The following is a 16,109-nucleotide window of genomic DNA, read 5'->3' as shown; positions in this document are numbered from 1 at the left end:
GGCACCCGCATCGCGGGGTGGGCGGGTGTGGGCGGTCGACATGGACAGCACCCGTCGCGCTCGGGAGGGTGGGAGGGTCCGGCTCCCCCTGCGTACTCACCCCCACCCAGGAGTACCCGATGGTGCGTTCAGCAAGCAGGCACGACGTCAGAACCGGCCGGGCGCGGCGCCTCGGCGCGCTCCTCGCCGGAGCGGCCCTGCTGGTCGCGGGACTGGCCGCGGCCGCTCCGGCCACCGCCACCGCCGCTGCCCCGACCCCGGCCCCGGCCGCAGCCGCAGCCGCAGCCGCAGCCGCCGGCCTGAGCCAGGTCGGCGACTTCGGCGCCAACCCGGGCGGCCTGAACATGTACAGCTACCTGCCGGCCGGCCTGCCGGCCGACGCGCCGCTGGTGGTCGCGCTGCACGGCTGCACCCAGAGCGCCGCCGACTACTACGCCAACTCCGGCTGGCCGAAGTACGCCGACCTGGACGGCTTCGCGCTGGTCCTGCCGGAGCAACCCTCGCAGGTCAGCCCGATCATGAAGTGCTTCGACTGGGGCACCCCGTCCGACGACGGCCGCGGCCAGGGCGAGGCGCTGTCGATCTACGACATGATCCAGTACGCCGAGACGACCTACCACGTCGACCCGTCCCGGATCTACGTCACCGGACTGTCCGCCGGCGGTGGCATGGCCGCCGACCTGCTCGCCGACTACCCGGACGTGTTCGCGGCCGGCTCGATCGACTCCGGCCCCGCCGCCGAGTGCTCGACCAGCGGCATCACCGACACCGACTGCCTCTCCGGCACCACCGATCGCACGGTCGCCCAGTGGGGCAGCGCCATCAGGGACGCGGACTCCGGCTACACCGGCCGCTACCCGCGCGTCGCGATCTGGCAGGGCAGCGCCGACACCACCGTCAACCCCGCCCAACTGACCTACAGCCTGGACGGTTGGACCGACGTCTGGGGCATCGGCCAGACCCCCTCCAGCACCCGGACCCTCACCGGCGGCACCACCGAGAACAGCTACGACGACGCCACCGGCAGGCCTGCGGTCGAGACGTACTCCGTCGCCGGCATGGCGCACGGGCTGGCCGTCCACCCCGGCTCCGGCCCCGACCAGTGCGGCACCACCGGCACCTACTACCTCGACACCATCTGCTCCAGCTACTACACCGCCGCCTTCTTCGGCCTCGACGGGACCAACCCCGGCCCCGGCCCCGGCCCGGCGGCACCGACCGGCCTGGCCGTCACCGGCACCACCGGGAGCAGCGCCTCGCTGAGCTGGAACCCGGTCCCGGGCGCGGTGTCCTACGACGTCTACCGCGACGGCACCCTGGCCGACTCCGCACCCGTCACCGGCACCGGCTACACCGACACCGGCCTGGCCGCCGGGACCACCTACGGCTACACCGTCGCCTCCGTCGACGCCACCGGCACCGTCGGCGACCGGTCCGCCCCGGTCGACGCCACCACGGCGGGCGGTGCGCCCTGCTTCACCACCGACAACTACGACCAGACCCTCGCCGGCCGTGCCCACCAGAGCGGCGGGTACGTGTACGCCGACGGCTCCGACCAGCCCATGGGCCTGTGGAACGTGTTCACCACGCACACCCTGCAACAGACCGGACCGGACTACTACGTCATCGCCGACGGCCGCTGCTGACCGCCGCCCGGCGCGGGGCGGCGCGGGGCGGCGCGGAAGGCCAGTGGGCTGACTCGGCGCCGCCCCGCCCGCGTGCCGGGCGGGCGGACGGCGCGGGTGTGGCCATGATCGGGGCGGCGGGCACCGTCCGGTGCCGCGCCCGAACAGGAGGTGCCCCGGTGGCCGTTGGCGGATTGTCCTTCGAGGTGGTCGGCGTCGAGAAGCCGGACGACGCGAATGTGATCATCGGTCAGTCGCACTTCATCAAGACCGTCGAGGACCTGCACGAGGCGATGGTCGGCGTCGGCGGCCCGCTGCGCTTCGGCATCGCCTTCTGCGAGGCCTCCGGCAAGCGGCTGGTCCGCCGGTCCGGCAACGACGACGCGCTGGTGGCCCTGGCGGTGCGCAACGCGCAGGCGATCGCGGCCGGCCACTGCTTCGTGATCGTGCTGCGCGAGGGCTACCCGGTCAACGTCCTCAACGCGGTGAAGCTGGTGCCCGAGGTGTGCGGCGTCTACTGCGCCACCGCCAACCCGGTGGACGTCCTGGTCGCGGTCACCGACCGGGGCCGCGGCGTGCTCGGGGTGATCGACGGCGAACCGCCGGTCGGCGTCGAGACCGAGGAGGACGTGGCGGAGCGGCACGGGCTGCTGCGGCTGATCGGCTACAAGTTGTAGCGGCCGCCCGGTCGGGGCCGCCGCACCCCGACACGCGGCCGGCCCGGCGGCGGAACGGTCGGCCTCAGCAGCGGAAGAGTGCGGCGCCCGCCAGCGGCTCGTCGCCCGGAGCCGGGCGCAGACCGCGCAGCAGGTGGGTCAGCAGGTCGTCGAAGACCTGGTCGAGTGCCTCACCTTGGAGCATGCCGGTGGCCGCCTGGGTCGCCACGCCGTGCACGGCGGCGAAGACCGCGCCGGCGATCCGGTCGACGCCGCCCGGGCGGATCTCCCCGGCCTGCTGACCGACGGTGATCAGCGCGGTGATGTCGGCCTCCAACGGCTGCCAGGCGAGCTGCAGCGCCTCCTCCACGACCGGGTCGTGCTTGCGGGCGAAGCTCAGCTCCAGCAGGGCCGAGTGGTCGGCGGCGAAGTCGACGTAGGCGCGGGCGAAGGCGAACACCCGGGCCCGGAAGTCCTCGCCGCTGCGGGCCAGCCGAGCCCGGCAGGAGGCGGTCAGCCGCTGGATGCCGGTGAACGCGAGGGCGTCGAGCAGCGCACGCTTGTCCTTGAAGTGGCGGCTGGGCGCAGCGTGGCTGACATCCAACCCGCGGGCGAGCTCGCGCAGGGACAGCGCGTCGACGCCCTGCTCGCGCAGTGTCTGCTCGGCGCGGTCCAGCAGCGCGGCGCGCAGGTCTCCGTGGTGGTAGCTGCCCGTTCGCATGAGAGCAGCATACGTGGATGTTGGCGTTGACTACTTTGTTGCCAGTGACTACTTTGTTGGCGCCGACTACATCGCCCGAGGAGAGTCATGGACTTCGCCCGCACCACCACCCTGATCACCGGGGCCTCCACCGGGATCGGGGCGGCCTTCGCCCGTGAGCTGGCCGCCCGCGGCTCCGACCTGGTCGTGGTCGCCCGCAGCACGGACAAGCTGCGTGCACTGGCCGACGAGCTGACCACCGCGCACGGCGTCGCCGTCGAGGTGCTCCCGCTCGACCTGGCCCGGCCCGGCGCGGCCGAGCAGCTGGTGCAGCGGGTCACCGAGCTGGGCCGGGAGGTCGACGTCCTGATCAACAACGCCGGCTTCGCCACCTTCGGCCCGGTCGCCGAGAGCGCCCCGGACCGGATGGCGGCGGAGGTCCAGCTCAACTGCCTGACCCTGACCGACCTCACCGCCCGGCTGCTGCCCGGGATGCTGGCGCGGCGGCGCGGCGCCGTGGTCAACATCGCCAGCACGGCGGCCTTCCAGCCCGTCCCGCGGATGGCCGTGTACGCGGCCACCAAGGCCTACGTGCTCTCGTTCACCGAGGCACTGGCCGCCGAGGTCCGCGGCACCGGGGTCCAGGCCTTGGCGGTCTGCCCCGGCGCCACCGAGACGCCGTTCTTCGCGGCGGCCGGCGACGGCATCCCCGACCTGGGCAGGCGGCGCCGCCCTGAGCAGGTGGTCGCCGCCACGCTCGCCGCCCTGGCCAAGCGGCGCCCGACCGTGGTCGACGGCCTGCAGAACCGCCTCATGACGCTGGGGCCGCGCCTGGTCTCCCGTCGCACCGCCGTCGCCGTCGCCGGCCTGCTCACCCGCCCCCGCCGGGCAGCCTGACGGGGGGTGAGGGCGGCAGCGCTCGTGGGGCGGGCACGCGGCGCCACGGTTGGGGCGGCTGACCGGCCTCGCCCGCCCGGCCCGACCGCCTGCCACGGCCCGGGCGGCCTGAGCGAACCTCAGACCGCCGGCCGACCCGCGTGCTGCTCGCTGCTGACCGCGACCCGGATCGCCGCGTCCGCCCAGGCCGCCACCACCGCATCCGGATCGCCGCCACGAGCCGCCGCCGCGACCTCGCGCACCAGCGAGGCCGCGGTGGTCAGACCGGCGCGGGCGAGGGTGTCGGCGGCGTCGGCGAGGCGGTCGTGGGTCGGGGCGGTCAGGTGCCGCAGGCCGCGGTGGGCAGCCTCCGCGAGGGCGGCCAGCGCCTCGGACAGCGCCGCCGCGAGTGGGTCGGCCGGGCCGGGCGGTCGGCCGACCGTGGTGGGCCGTGCATCGCCGCCGCCCTTGGCGAGGTCGGGGACGGTGACCACGCCGTCGGCCAGCACGGCGATCGGGTCCAGCACGGTCCGGCCGCCCACCCGCTGCACCACGGCGCTCAGGTGGCTCGCCCCGCCGCCGGAGAGCGCCGCGGCCAGTGCGTCCAGGGCGCCCGGGCAGGTCGGGTGGTACTCGGCGCGGATCACCGCCGGGTTGCCGGCGGCGTCCCGGACGGTGGCTTCCAGGAGCTGTTCGGCCGGGTCGTAGCCGACCTCCTCGACCCCGCCGAGCTGCACCACCCGCACCGCCTCGGCGGCGATCCGGGGGCGGATCAGCCGGGGCGGCAGGCCGTCCTGGGTGCGCAGGTGCGCCGCCAGGTCGTGGACCAGCAGCGGCTCGGGCAGGTCGGCCCAGGCGGCGCCGACGGGGGTGACGCTGGTGGCGGCGACCCGGCTGCGGCCCAGGGTGAGGGTCCGGGCGGCGGTGCGGGTGATGCTCTCGCTGACCACGTTCGCGGTCGCCAGCGCGTCCAGGCGGTGGCCGGCCAGCCGGCGGGCGGCGAGCGCGGCGCCGGTGGGCGGCGGGCCGTCGGCCGGCGCGGGCCAGGAGCGGCGCAGCAGCAGGACGTTGCCGGCCCCGGGGTGCGCGAAGTAGAGCTCGGCGTGCACCCCGGCTCCGCCGCCCGCAGCACCGCCCCGGATCCGGCAGCCCAGCGCGGTGAGCCGCACCCGGCGCAGCGCGGTTTCGGCCGGCTCCCGCAGGCCGAGCACCTGGGCCCGGGCGGCCCCGCCCGCGTGCGCGGCGGCGCGCCGGCGGGCGGTCAGTTCGGCGAGCAGCAGGGCGTGGTCGGTGGGTCGGTGGGCGGCGGACCGGGCGGCGTACGCCTCGAGTTGCGCGATCAGCTCGGTGACCGCGCCGGCGGGCCAGTGCAGCGAGCGGGCGGTGAGTTCGTCGCCGAGCCGGCGCAGGTTGGCCAGGGCGACCGGGCCGGTGTGCACGGCGCCGTCCAGCAGCAGGTCGTGGACGAGCCGGAGCACGGCGTCCAGGGATGCGTCCGGTCCGCCGGCGGCAGCCGCTGCCGGTCCCGCCGATGCCGGTGCCGCGTCCGGTCCCGGTCCCGCGCCCGCTGCCGGTGCCGCGTCCGCTGCCGGGCGACCGCCGACGGTCACGCTCGGCCGGCCCTCCGCTGCCCGGAAGGCCCAGACGGCGAGCGCGACCATCTCCCCGCGGCGGGCGGCGGTGGCGTCGGTGAGGGCGAACCCGAGTTCGCCGGGGACCGGGAACCGCACGGTGCAGGCCGGGAGTTCGGCGACGGCCTGCGGGTCGGCGGGCGTGGGGTGGCGCAGCCGGGCGGTGTAGCCGCGGTCCCGGGTGCGGCGGGCGGTCGCCAGGGCGCGGGGGCCGACGGCGGCGGTCAGCGCTTCGTCGTCGACCACCGCCGGGGTCCAGGGACGGGCCGGGGCCGCGGGTGTCTCAGCGGTGGCGGGCGCGTCGGTGCCAGGCGCGTCGTTGGCAGGCGCCACGCCGGCCTCCTGGTACGCGAGGACCAGGGCGACCCGGTGCCGGCAGACCCCCGGCGCGGCGCAGCTGCAGCTGCCGCCGTCCAGCGGTGCGCCCGGCGGCAACGCGGTGGCGGTGCCGTCGGGAAAGCGGCCGCGCAGGGTGCCGTCCGGCTCGACGCAGGTCACCGGGCCGGCGCCGGCGGCGAGTTCCTTGGCCGCCCGCTTGACCAGCCCGCGGTTGGCGAGCGCGGCCAGGGTGTCGGCGTCCAGCGCCAGCAGGTCGCTGCGGGTGGCGGTCATCGGCCCAGCCTCTCGGCGACGAAGGTGGCGAGCATGCCCGGCGTCATCGCGCCCATGTGGGCGCCGACCCGGGCCAGTTGGGCGGCCAGGTCGCGGTCGTAGGCGGGGGCCGCCTCCTCGTCCAGGGCGGCCAGGCCGAGCACCGTGCTGCCCTGCTCGACCAACGCCCGCACCGCGCGGACCAGCCGGTACCGGTCGCCGCCCTCGTAGAAGTCGCTGATCACCGCGACGATGGTGCGCCGCGGGTTCTCCACCAGTCCCGCGGCGTAGTCGACGGCGCGGGCGATGTCGGTACCGCCGCCGAGCTGCACCCGCATCAGCAGCTCGACCGGATCGGTGACGTCGGCGGTGAGGTCCACCACCGCCGTGTCGAAGGCGATCAGGTGGGTCTTCAGCCCGGGCAGGCCCCACAGGCAGGCCGCGGTCACCGCGGAGTGGATCACCGAGCCGACCATCGAGCCCGACTGGTCGACCAGCAGGATCAGCTGCCACTGCTCCAGGTGCCGGCGGGTGCGGGAGTGGAAGTGCGGACGCTCGATCAGGATCCGCCGCTCGGCCGGCTGGTAGCGGCCCAGGTTGGCGCGCACCGTGCGGCGGAAGTCGAAGTCCCGGGCCAGCCGGCGGGTGCCGGGCCGCGCCGAGCGGGTGCCGGTGAGCGCCTGCCGCAGCTCGGGCCGGAGCCGCTCCAGCAGTTGCCGGACCACGGCCTCGACGATCCGGCGGGCGAGTGTGAGCAGCCGTTCGTCCATCAGGTGCTTGGTGCGCAGCACCGCCCGCAGCAGGGTGGCGCTCGGCTCGACCCGCTCCAGCACGGTCGGGTCGGTGACGATCTCCTCGATGCCGTACCGCTCGACCGCGTCGCGCTCCAGGCGCTCGATCGTCTCGCGCGGGAAGAGGCGGTGGACGTCCTCCAGCCAGTCCACGGCGGTGAGCTGGGACGGCCCGTCGCCACCTTCGCGGGTGGGCGGCGGGGTGCGCCGCACCCCGCGCCGGGCCAGGTCCTCGTCGCGGCCGTAGAGCCAGTCCAGGGCGGCGTCCTGCGCGGCGGCCGCCGGGCCGAGCGGGCCCGTCCACTGCTCCGCGGGCGCCCCGAGCACCAGCCGCCAACGCTCCAGCGCCTGATCGGGCGCGGCGGGGGTGGGGGCGCCGGCGGCCGGTACGGCAGGGACGGGCGCCGAGCCGCTCGCCCCGGTGCCACTCGCGGCGGCGCCGGGCACCGCCGCCCCGCTCGCCCCGCTCATCGCTCGCTCCGCAGGCCGTGGTGGTCGAGCAGGACGGTCACGATCTCCTCCAGGGCGCGCGCGGTGGCGATCTGCAGCGGGTCGGCGGTGGTGCGCAGCAGGGCGCGCGCCGAGCCGCGCAGGCCGCGGCGGTCGATCAGCTCCCGGGCGATCCGCTCGCGTTCGCGCGGCGGGAACCAGCCGAACGCCTGGCGCAGCGCCGGCAGGGCGATCAGGAACTCGGTGTCGGTCATGGCGCCGAGGACGCCGTCCAGTACGGCGAGCAGCGAGCCGTCCCCGCTCTCCGCCGTGGTCTCCTCCCGGGCCAGCGCGAACAGTCCGCCGAGCCAGTCCCCGAGTGTCCGCAGGTCACCGGCAGCCCGCAGCGCGGCCGCCCGCAGGTCGACCTCCCCCGCCCCGGAATCCGCAGCCCCACCCGCACCCGCACCCGCCGGCGCCAACGCCAGGTGCAACCCGAAGGCCGCGCCCCGCAGTTCGGCCGGGGCCGCCGGGTCGCGCAGCACCCGCAGCGCGATGCCGCCGGCCACCCGCGGGGTGACGGTCAGCAGCTCCGGGGCGTGGCGCAGCGCGTCGCGGACCGCGGCCAGGGCCAGCAGCCGGGCGGGGTCGCCGCCGGTGCGGTCGTGCGCGCCCTCGACCAGCCAGAGGACGCGGCTGACGGCGCCGTCCAGCACCGCGGCGAGCAGCGGACTGCGCGCCGTGCCGTAGACCCGGTCGTGCCGCCAGAGGCCGAGCGCGGTCGCGAGCACCGCGCCGAGCGCGCCCGGGTCGGGGTGCTGGTCGACGGTGGCGGCGAGGGCGGCGAGCAGCTCGTCGGTGCCGGCGGTGGCGCCGCAGAGCACGGTGTCGAAGAGCAGCTCGGCGAGCTCGGCATCGGCCGGCCCGGTGCGGTGGATCCGGTCGGTGAGCACCCGCAGCGCCGCCGCGTCGAGGGTGGCGCCGTGCGCGCCGGCCTCGATCAGCGCGGCCTCGCGGCCGGTGGCCGGGCCGGGTTCCCACTGCTCGGTGGCGACCGGGTCGGCGCCGTGCGCCGGGCCCGCGGTGCGGCGGTGGCCGGGGATGCCGAGGATCCGCAGCCGGTGCAGGGTGCGGCTGACCCGCAGGCCGTCCTCGGTGGTCAGGTCGCAGCTCACCGGCTGTTCGGCGGTGACGCCGAGCGCGGCGAGCCGGGCGGCCACGTCGTGCACCAGCGGCGGCGCCGGCGTGTCGGGGTGCAGCCGGCCGACCAGGTCGCCGCTGCAGGCGGCGACCATCTCGACCACCACCGGGTGCGAGCCCGGGGCCAGCGGGGCTCGCTCCGACCAGGGCAGCGGGTGGGTCAGGTCGTCCTTGATCAGCGCGCCGGCCAGGCCGTCGAGCAGGTCGGTGCGGGCGGGGGCCCGGTGGCCGCGCAGCGCCGCCAGACCGCCCACCAGGGCCTCGGCGGCGACCAGGTCGGCGGTGGAGACCGGGTGGCGGCGCCCGCGCAGCCGGCTGACCACCGTGCGCAGCAGCGTGTCGGCGGCCGCCGCGGGGCCCGCCTCCCAGAGCCGCTGGTAGTAGCCGGGCGAGGGCATGCCGGACTGGTAGCCGGCGAAGGCGTCCAACTGGCGGAAGGAGTACGGCACCAGGTGGCTGCCGCAGACGGCGCCGGCGGGCGGCTCGGGCAGCGCGGGCCGCCCGCTCGGCCCGGCCGCGGCGGCGCCCTCGAGGAGCCTGCGCAGCGCCGGCCGGTGGAAGCCGCCGGTGACCACCAGCACCGGCCGCTCCCCCGCCTCGGCGGCCACCGCCCGCACCCAGTCGGCCATGTAGGCCTCGCGGGCCCGGTCGCCCTGGTCGGCCTCGGCATCGCCGCGGACCAGCTCGAAGTAGGCGGCCAGCCGTTCGGCCAGGCCCTCCGGCGGCGCGACCTCGACCAGGTCGTCCCAGAGGGCGTCGACCGACTGGGTGCCGAAGTGCTCGCAGAGCCGGGCGGTGGCCGCTTCGTAGCGGGCCTCGGCGTCGGCGTAGCGGTTGATCCGGTGGGCGAACGCCGGGTGCCAGGAGGGCAGGTCGACGAAGAGGACCTCGGCGCCGGCCGCCCGGCCCTCGGTGAGCGCGACCCACTCCGGGGAGTAGTCGCACAGCGGTGCCCAGGAGGTGGCGGTGCGCAGCTCGTCCCGGTAGTGGCTGAAGACGGCGATCGGCAGTCGGTGGCCGAGCAGCAGCTCGTCCAGCCGGCCGTTCAGGTCGGCCGGGCCCTCGATCAGCACGTGGGCGGGCCGCAGCTGCCGGATGGTGTCCGCCACCAACCGCGCGCAGGCGGGCGAGTGGTGGCGGATCCCGAGGAGGACGACGGTCATGGGACCTCGCGGCGGATGGTGGGTGGGCGGCGGAGCGGTGGCCTGGGTGGGGAGTCTCAGCCCGCCAACAGGTGGCGGGCGTCGTGCAGGGCCTGCCAGTGGGCGCCGCCCCGGCGCGGCACCCGCTGCTCCAGGTAGCGGCGCAGCCGGGCCAGGTCGTCCGGGTTGTCCTTGGCGGCGGTGCCGGCCAGGCAGGCGACCAGGTCGGCCGCGCTGCCGGGCTCACCGCGCAGGAACCAGCCGCGCACGCCGACGGCGTGCGCCACCGAGACCGCTTCGGCGGTGCTCATCACGGCGGTCAACCGGTCGCTGCCCTCGCCCGCGCGCAGCTCGCGGAAGGCGGTGACCAGCACCTCCAGCAGGTCCCGGTCGGCCGGCGCGGGCACCCCCGAGCTGCGCAGCAGGTGCTCGGACTCGGCTGCCACCAGGGCGAGTTCGGTGTCCAGGTCGGGGATCGGGAAGACCGTCTCGAAGTTGAACCGGCGCTTGAGCGCCGAGCTCATCTCGTTGACGCCGCGGTCCCGGGTGTTCGCGGTGGCGATCACGTTGAAGCCCTGGCGGGCGAAGACCATGCCGTCCGGCCCGTCCAACTCCGGTATCGCCACCACGCGTTCGGAGAGCAGCGAGAGCAGCGAGTCCTGTACCTCGAGCGGGCAGCGGGTGATCTCCTCGAACCGGACGATCAGCCCCTCGGCCATCCCGCGCAGCATCGGCGCGGGCACCAGGGAGCGCGGCGAGGGGCCCTCGGAGACCAGCAGGGCGTAGTTCCACGAGTACTTGATCTGGTCCTCGGTGGTGGCCGCGCCGCCCTGCACGGTGAGCGTGGAGGTGCCGCTGACCGCGGCCGCGATCAGCTCCGAGAGCAGCGACTTGGCGGTGCCGGGCTCGCCGACCAGCAGCAGGCCGCGGTTGGTGGCGAGGGTCACCAGGGCGCGCTCGACCAGGGCCGGGTCGCCGACGAACTTGCGGCTGACGCCGGCCGCCGGGTCGCCGACGATGAACCGGCGGGCGCCGCGCAGGCTCAACTGCCAGCCGGGCGGCCGCGGATCGGGGTCGTCGGCGCGCAGCGCGGCCAGTTCGTCGGCGTACCGGACCTCGGCGGGCGGTCGCTGCAACCGCGGGTCGGTGCCGGGGTCGGCGTCGGTGCCGGGCTCGACGGCGGTGCCGGGGTCGGCGGCGGTGGGGTTCACGGGGTCGCTCCCTCGGCGCGTCACGGGGTGGTCAGCTCGGTCAGGTCGGCGAGCAGCTCGGAGGCCAGCACCGGGTCCAGTTCCGCCAGCGTGGGGTAGTCGCTCCGGCCCGACCAGTAGTCCTCCGGACTGCTGCCCAGCCAGACGCTCTCGATCCGCTGCTCGGGGTACATGTCGTGGTAGCCGGCGGCGATGCCGAACTCGGGGGCGAGCACCAGGTACCGGTTCGGACCGACCCGGCGGGAGAGCCAGCGCTCCACCCCCGCGTCCTGCGGCTCGCCACGCAGCCAGCCGCGCCGCTCCAGGCCGAGCAGCCGGCCGGTGGGCACCGTCCCGGTGTTCTCGAAGCGGGTCAGCCGGTGGCCCGCCTTCTCCTCCTCGGTCAGCTCGAAGACCGGGCGGCCGAGCTGGCGGAACGGCTGGAGGATCTCGTAGTCGGCGAACAGCTCCGACCAGGCGGCCAGCTCGGTGCCCAGCAGCAGCGGGTGGGCCAGCCGGACCACCGCCTGCTCGGGGAGCTCGAACTCCTCGTCCTGCACGTCCGCCAGGGTGTGGTCCTCGGCGACCCGGAAGGCGGTCACCGCACCGGCATCCTGATCCGTGCCGGCCGGCTCGGCCAGCCAGACCAGCCGTCGCACCAGGTGCCGGAGCAGCGGGTGGCCGAGCAGCAGCTGGCGGAACTCGGCCGCGGTCCAGGAGCGTTGCTCCACCATGGCCGTCTCCAGCCGGCGGAGCTGGTCGGCCGCCACGGTCCGGACGTCCTTCTTCAGCGCGGCGAAGCGCTTGCGCTCGGCGGGGGCCAGCCCCGGGTCGTCCTTGGCGGCGGGGGCCGGCAGGTCCTTGCGGCGGCGCCCGTCGGCGTCCAGCACGTACGGCTTCAGCTGCTCGTCGAAGCCCACGGTGAAGGTCCGGGTGCCGTAGTCGACGACGGTCGTGCCGTTCGCGTCCAGCCCGAAGTCGGGCACCAGGCGGTCGGCCAACTGCTCGCCGGACAGGCCGAGACCCGCCGCCACCTCGCCGATCTTCTGTTGGGCGCGGGCCTTGAGCGCCTTGAACTTCACCCGCTGACCGATGGCGTGCAGCTGGGTCAGCGCCAGGTCGCTGCCGATCGCGGCCAGCACGTCCAGGCCGTCCACCGCCCGCTGGTGCGCGCCGTCGCCGGGCCAGCTGCGGATCACCGGGGCGAGCCGGCTGACCGTCCCGTCGTCACCGATCCGACCCAGCGCGAACAGCGCCCAGGCGTCCTGGGCCGGCAGCCCGGCCAGCTGCCACTGGGTGAACAGCGCCCAGCCGAACTCCGCCAGCGAGGCCGGCTCGCACAGCTCCTCGACCTGCGCCAGCCCCGGGTACCAGGCGTCCCGCCGGGACAGCGACAGCATGGTGATCAGGTGCCGGACCGCGTCGTGCGGCAGCGCCCCGCCGCCGCGCACCAGCACCTGCGGCAGCAGCAGCGGGTCGGCCCAGTCACCCACCGCGGGCAGCTTGGCGGGCAGCGCGTCCACCAGCCGGTCGCCGGCCAGCAGGTCGGCCACCACCTCGGCCGGCGCGGCGCCGTACTCGGCGGCCACCGCGTGCACCGCCGCGACCCCGTGCTCCAGGGCCACCAGCCGCAGCGCCTGTTCGGCGCCGCGCCGCGCGGTGCCCGCCTTGCCGACCGCGGCCGGCACCAGCAGCCGGGCCGCGGCCAAGCCGTGCCGGGCGAACCAGGCACGGGCGGTGTCCCCGGCCGACTTCAGCCGGACCAGCCAGTCCGCCATCACCCCGGCCACCTCGAGGTCCAGGTAGGGCAGCAGCAGCGGCCCGTGACTGGCGGGTGTGAGCCGCGCCGCGTGCAGCACGGCGGGCAGCGCGTCCAGCTCGAACCGGGACGCGATCACCCACATCGCGTGGTCCCAGCCGTAGTCGTCGCTCGTCCACTGCCGCACCAGCGGCCGGGCCAGCGCCTCGTCGCCGAAGAGGAACAGCCCGATCGTCAGGTAGGCATCCAGCTTGCCCGCCCGGAGCCGCTCGGCGTGCGCGCCCCAGTCCTGCCCGGTCCGAAAGTAGTCGAAGCCGGACGGCGAGGCCGCCCAGGCCGCCCGCTCCTCGGGCAACCAGTGCATCCGCTGCTCCGGGGGCAGGGTCAGGCCCGCGACCACCCGCGGCTTGGCGGCGACGCGCTTGCGGGTCCACGGCGGGCTGGTCAGCAGCTCCGGCAGCGTCTCCGGGGCCACCTCGGGCACCCGGTCCGCGTGGTCGACCAGCGGCGCGACCACCGCGGCCTGGGCCGGCGTCAGCTCGGGCAGCCGCTCCAGCACCAGGTCGCGGTGGACGGCGACGTGGGCGGCGAGCAGCTGCGCGGCGTCGCCGCCGGGCACCGCGACCACCGCGTCGGCCAGCAGCCGCAGCGCCCGCACCGGGTAGCGGCGCATGGCGGCGGAGAGCACCCCGCGGGCCGGCTTGTACGAGGCCTGACGCGCCAGCAGACCGCGGAAGCCCTCGTCCGAGGGCAGCTCGCCCAGCGCGGCGAACAGCCCGCGCACGGTGTCGCTGTACAGGTAGGTGGCGCTCAGCGCCGCCAGCAGCACCGGGGCCAGCGCACCACCGAGGCCCTCCGCGGCGGTGGCGATGACCGCCGTCGACCAGCCCTGCCACCCCAGGTCGGGCTGCTGCTCCAGCCGGGCCAGCTGCTCGGCGGAGGAGAGCGAGCAGAGCAGCATCGACCACTCGGCCTCGGCCAGCTTGAGGCCGGGCCGGCAGCAGGCGTCCACCCAGGCCGTCTCGGTGGGCACCAGGTAGGCCGCCGCCACCAGCTTCGGCAGCTCGCCGCGGCAGTCGGCCAGGGCGGCCACCGCCGCCCGGTAGGTCTGCTCGTCGCACGCCGCGAGGCGGGCCCGCACCCGGTCGGCCGCCGGGCGGCGCTGCGCCGACCAGTGGTAGCCGGCCGGGACCGCCCGCAGGCTCGGGTTGCGGCGCTGGTGGTTGGTCGAGACGAAGTCGACCTGGATCTCGAAGAGCTCGACGCAGGCCCGCGCGGCGAACGGCAGGCCGTACTCGGCCACCCAGGCGTCGGCCGTCACCTTGTGGTCCCACTGGCCCGACTCGCCCAGCACGGCAAGCACCGCCGCGCCGCGCGGGTCCGGGTTCCCCGCCTGGTGCGCCCGGGCGGCCGCCACCAGGCCGGGGTCGCTGCGCGGCGCCGCCAGCGCCTGCTCCACCCAGTCCCGCTCGGCGTCGAGCCGGGCCCCGGAGCGCGCCACGGCGTCCCGGGCGAGCGCCGGCGGCGTGCGGCGGACGCCCCCGCGGCGCGGGAACAGCGCCCGGCGCCAGGACTCGGAGAACACCAGGGTGTCCTCGTCGGGGCGCACCTCGGGAGCGGCGGGGGCGGCCGGCTCGGCTGGATCGGCGGTCGGGGCGGCGGGGGCGGGTATCAGCGCGGCGGGCTCCGCGGGGGCGCCCACGGCAGCCACCGCCGGGGCGCCGCCGGTGGCTGCGCGGTACCCCTTGCGCTCCTTCTCCGCCACGGCCTTGGCGAGGTGCGCCTGCGCCGCCTCGGCCGTGGCGAGCTCCTTGACCTGCTCGCGCCCGGCCGTGCCGATCCGGCCATGACGCACGGTCACCACGGCCCCGTCGACCGTGGCCTCCCAGAACTTCTCCGAGCCGCCCTCGACGAACTCCCAGCGCCGCACAGCCCGCCCCTCTCCTCGAACGGTTGATCAGGTGAGGAACACTAGCGACCGCCACCGACACTCCCCCGACACGGGCCCCGGCCGGGCCCGGCCGCCCCGACCACCACCGGACACGCTGCGCAACGCTCGGCCTCCCGGGCCGTCGGGCCGCCTAGCCTCGCACCATGAACCTCCGCCCACTGCGGCAGCGGCCGCTGTCGCCGCTGCGGGAGCACCTGCGGGAGTCGTTCTGGGTCGCGCCGCTGCTGGGGTGCCTGGGGGCGGTGGTGCTCGCCGATCTGACGGCCTGGCTGGACGACCAGTTGGTCCGGCTGATGGTGTCGGAGACCGGTTCCTCGGCCGAGCTGACCGGTTTCACGGCGGCCGCCAAGAGCGTGGTCTCCACGGTCAGCTCGGCCATGCTGACCTTCATCGGCGTGGTGTTCTCGATCTCGCTGGTCTCGCTGCAGATGGCGGCCAGCCAGTTCAGCCCGCGGGTGCTGCGGTTGTACGTGCGCAGCCGGCTGACCAAGGCGACCTTCGCCAGTTGCCTGGCCACCTTCCTCTTCACCCTGCTGGTGCAGCTCGGCTACGAGGAGACCAACGACCCGCAGCGCACCGCGGCGGTGCCGATCGTCTCCACCTTCACCGCCGTCCTGCTGGTGCTGCTGAGCCTGGGGCTGTTCGTGCTGTACGTGCAGGCCACCATGCGGCTGCTGCGGGTGCCGCACGTGATCGACCGGGTCACCCGGGAGTCGCTGACGGTGCTCGCCCAGTACCGCCGGCTGGGGCCGCAGGTCGAACCGCGCAGCCGTCCCGGGCCGGGCACCACCCTGCTGCACGAGGGCCACTCGGGCGTGCTGCGGGACATCAACCCGTACCGGCTGGTCCGGCTGGCCCGCCGCCACGGCACGGTGTTCCACCTGGTGCCCCGGATCGGCGACTTCATCGCCCCCGGCACCCCCACCGTGCTGGTGACCGGCGGCAGCCCGCCCCGGCCGCGCCGGATCGCCTCGGCGCTGAACGTGGGCGTGGACCGCACCATGCACCAGGACATCGGCTTCGGCTTCCGCCAGCTGGTGGACATCGCGATCCGGGCGCTCTCCCCCGCCGTCAACGACCCGACCACGGCGGTCCAGGCGATCGACCGGATCCAGGTGCTGCTGGTCGCCCTCGGCCGGCAGGGCTTCGGCGAACTCGGCGAACTGCGCCACCGCGACCGGGACGGCACGGTCCGCCTGGTCCAGCCGGTCCCGGCGTGGGCGAGCCTGGTCGAGCTGGCGTTCACCGAGATCCGCGGCTGCGGCGCCGGCCAGCCGCAGGTCACCCGCCGGCTGGCGGCGGCACTGGACGACCTGCTGCGGATCACCCCGCCCGAGCACGTGGCCCCGCTGCTGCGCCAGCAGGAGCTGCTCGCCCGGGCCGTCGCCGACCACGTCACCGACCCGGACAACCGGGCATACGCCCTCACCCCCGACCGCCAGGGCATCGGCTGACCCGCGTACGGGTGACCCGCACACAGCTGAGCCACCATCAGGTGGCCCGGCTGCCCTGGGGCCTGGGGGGGGGGGGTTCGGAGACGGGGGGGGGGGGAGAGGAAAGAGGGGGAG

At 76.1% G+C, this 16,109-nt stretch carries 10 protein-coding genes; 4 read left to right on the top strand and 6 right to left on the bottom strand.

Annotated elements, in window-relative coordinates; translation table 11 throughout:
- Nucleotides 1-119 precede the first annotated feature (119 nt).
- The gene (locus ACQRUO_RS17905; RefSeq protein ID WP_428316943.1) at nucleotides 120-1,646 is read left to right on the top strand and encodes an extracellular catalytic domain type 1 short-chain-length polyhydroxyalkanoate depolymerase; all 1,527 of its coding nucleotides are present in this window, start codon (nucleotides 120-122) and stop codon (nucleotides 1,644-1,646) included.
- 158 nt (nucleotides 1,647-1,804) lie between these two features.
- Entirely contained in the window at nucleotides 1,805-2,302 is a 498-nt protein-coding gene (locus ACQRUO_RS17900) for an adenosine-specific kinase (protein WP_428316942.1), read from the top strand.
- 64 nt (nucleotides 2,303-2,366) lie between these two features.
- Here ACQRUO_RS17900 and ACQRUO_RS17895 read toward each other — a convergent pair whose 3' ends face one another.
- Nucleotides 2,367-3,002 (bottom strand): TetR/AcrR family transcriptional regulator, encoded by a 636-nt coding sequence (locus ACQRUO_RS17895; RefSeq protein WP_428316941.1) that lies wholly within the window; start codon nucleotides 3,000-3,002, stop codon nucleotides 2,367-2,369.
- 87 nt (nucleotides 3,003-3,089) lie between these two features.
- Between ACQRUO_RS17895 and ACQRUO_RS17890 the strand changes: the two genes are divergently transcribed.
- Nucleotides 3,090-3,878 (top strand): SDR family NAD(P)-dependent oxidoreductase, encoded by a 789-nt coding sequence (locus ACQRUO_RS17890; RefSeq protein WP_428316940.1) that lies wholly within the window; start codon nucleotides 3,090-3,092, stop codon nucleotides 3,876-3,878.
- Nucleotides 3,879-3,997: 119 nt separating this feature from the next.
- On the opposite strand, the gene ACQRUO_RS17885 is transcribed toward ACQRUO_RS17890, so the two are convergent.
- Genes ACQRUO_RS17885 through ACQRUO_RS17865 form a run of 5 tightly spaced genes read right to left on the bottom strand, consistent with a single transcriptional unit; the run spans nucleotide 3,998 to nucleotide 14,520 of the window.
- The gene (locus ACQRUO_RS17885; protein ID WP_428316939.1) at nucleotides 3,998-6,100 is read right to left on the bottom strand and encodes a hypothetical protein; all 2,103 of its coding nucleotides are present in this window, start codon (nucleotides 6,098-6,100) and stop codon (nucleotides 3,998-4,000) included.
- Entirely contained in the window at nucleotides 6,097-7,341 is a 1,245-nt protein-coding gene (locus tag ACQRUO_RS17880) for a VWA domain-containing protein (RefSeq protein ID WP_428316938.1), read from the bottom strand. Before ACQRUO_RS17880 ends, ACQRUO_RS17885 begins: the two co-directional genes overlap by 4 nt.
- Entirely contained in the window at nucleotides 7,338-9,662 is a 2,325-nt protein-coding gene (locus ACQRUO_RS17875) for a DUF5682 family protein (protein ID WP_428316937.1), read from the bottom strand. The genes ACQRUO_RS17880 and ACQRUO_RS17875 overlap by 4 nt, the downstream gene beginning before the upstream one ends.
- A 56-nt stretch (nucleotides 9,663-9,718) precedes the next feature.
- A complete protein-coding gene (locus ACQRUO_RS17870; protein WP_428316936.1) occupies nucleotides 9,719-10,852 on the bottom strand; it encodes an ATP-binding protein in 1,134 nt (377 codons plus the stop codon).
- A gap of 20 nt (nucleotides 10,853-10,872) precedes the next feature.
- A complete protein-coding gene (locus ACQRUO_RS17865) occupies nucleotides 10,873-14,520 on the bottom strand; it encodes a DUF4132 domain-containing protein (RefSeq protein WP_428316935.1) in 3,648 nt (1,215 codons plus the stop codon).
- 164 nt (nucleotides 14,521-14,684) lie between these two features.
- On the opposite strand from ACQRUO_RS17865, the gene ACQRUO_RS17860 reads away from it, so the two are divergent.
- Nucleotides 14,685-15,995 (top strand): DUF2254 domain-containing protein, encoded by a 1,311-nt coding sequence (locus tag ACQRUO_RS17860; protein WP_428316934.1) that lies wholly within the window; start codon nucleotides 14,685-14,687, stop codon nucleotides 15,993-15,995.
- Nucleotides 15,996-16,109 lie beyond the last annotated feature (114 nt).

Source organism: Kitasatospora sp. LaBMicrA B282, from assembly GCF_050325825.1.
In the GTDB taxonomy this organism is placed as follows: domain Bacteria; phylum Actinomycetota; class Actinomycetes; order Streptomycetales; family Streptomycetaceae; genus Kitasatospora.
This window is presented reverse-complemented; position numbering and strand designations above follow the sequence as displayed.

Excerpts from the sequence above, each read along its gene's own strand:
- ACQRUO_RS17885 (WP_428316939.1), bottom strand. The coding sequence starts at position 6,100 with ATGACCGCCACCCGCAGCGACCTGCTGGCGCTGGACGCCGACACCCTG.
- ACQRUO_RS17880 (WP_428316938.1), bottom strand. The coding sequence starts at position 7,341 with ATGAGCGGGGCGAGCGGGGCGGCGGTGCCCGGCGCCGCCGCGAGTGGC.
- ACQRUO_RS17890 (WP_428316940.1), top strand. The coding sequence starts at position 3,090 with ATGGACTTCGCCCGCACCACCACCCTGATCACCGGGGCCTCCACCGGG.
- ACQRUO_RS17860 (WP_428316934.1), top strand. The coding sequence starts at position 14,685 with ATGAACCTCCGCCCACTGCGGCAGCGGCCGCTGTCGCCGCTGCGGGAG.
- ACQRUO_RS17905 (WP_428316943.1), top strand. The coding sequence starts at position 120 with ATGGTGCGTTCAGCAAGCAGGCACGACGTCAGAACCGGCCGGGCGCGG.
- ACQRUO_RS17895 (WP_428316941.1), bottom strand. The coding sequence starts at position 3,002 with ATGCGAACGGGCAGCTACCACCACGGAGACCTGCGCGCCGCGCTGCTG.
- ACQRUO_RS17875 (WP_428316937.1), bottom strand. The coding sequence starts at position 9,662 with ATGACCGTCGTCCTCCTCGGGATCCGCCACCACTCGCCCGCCTGCGCG.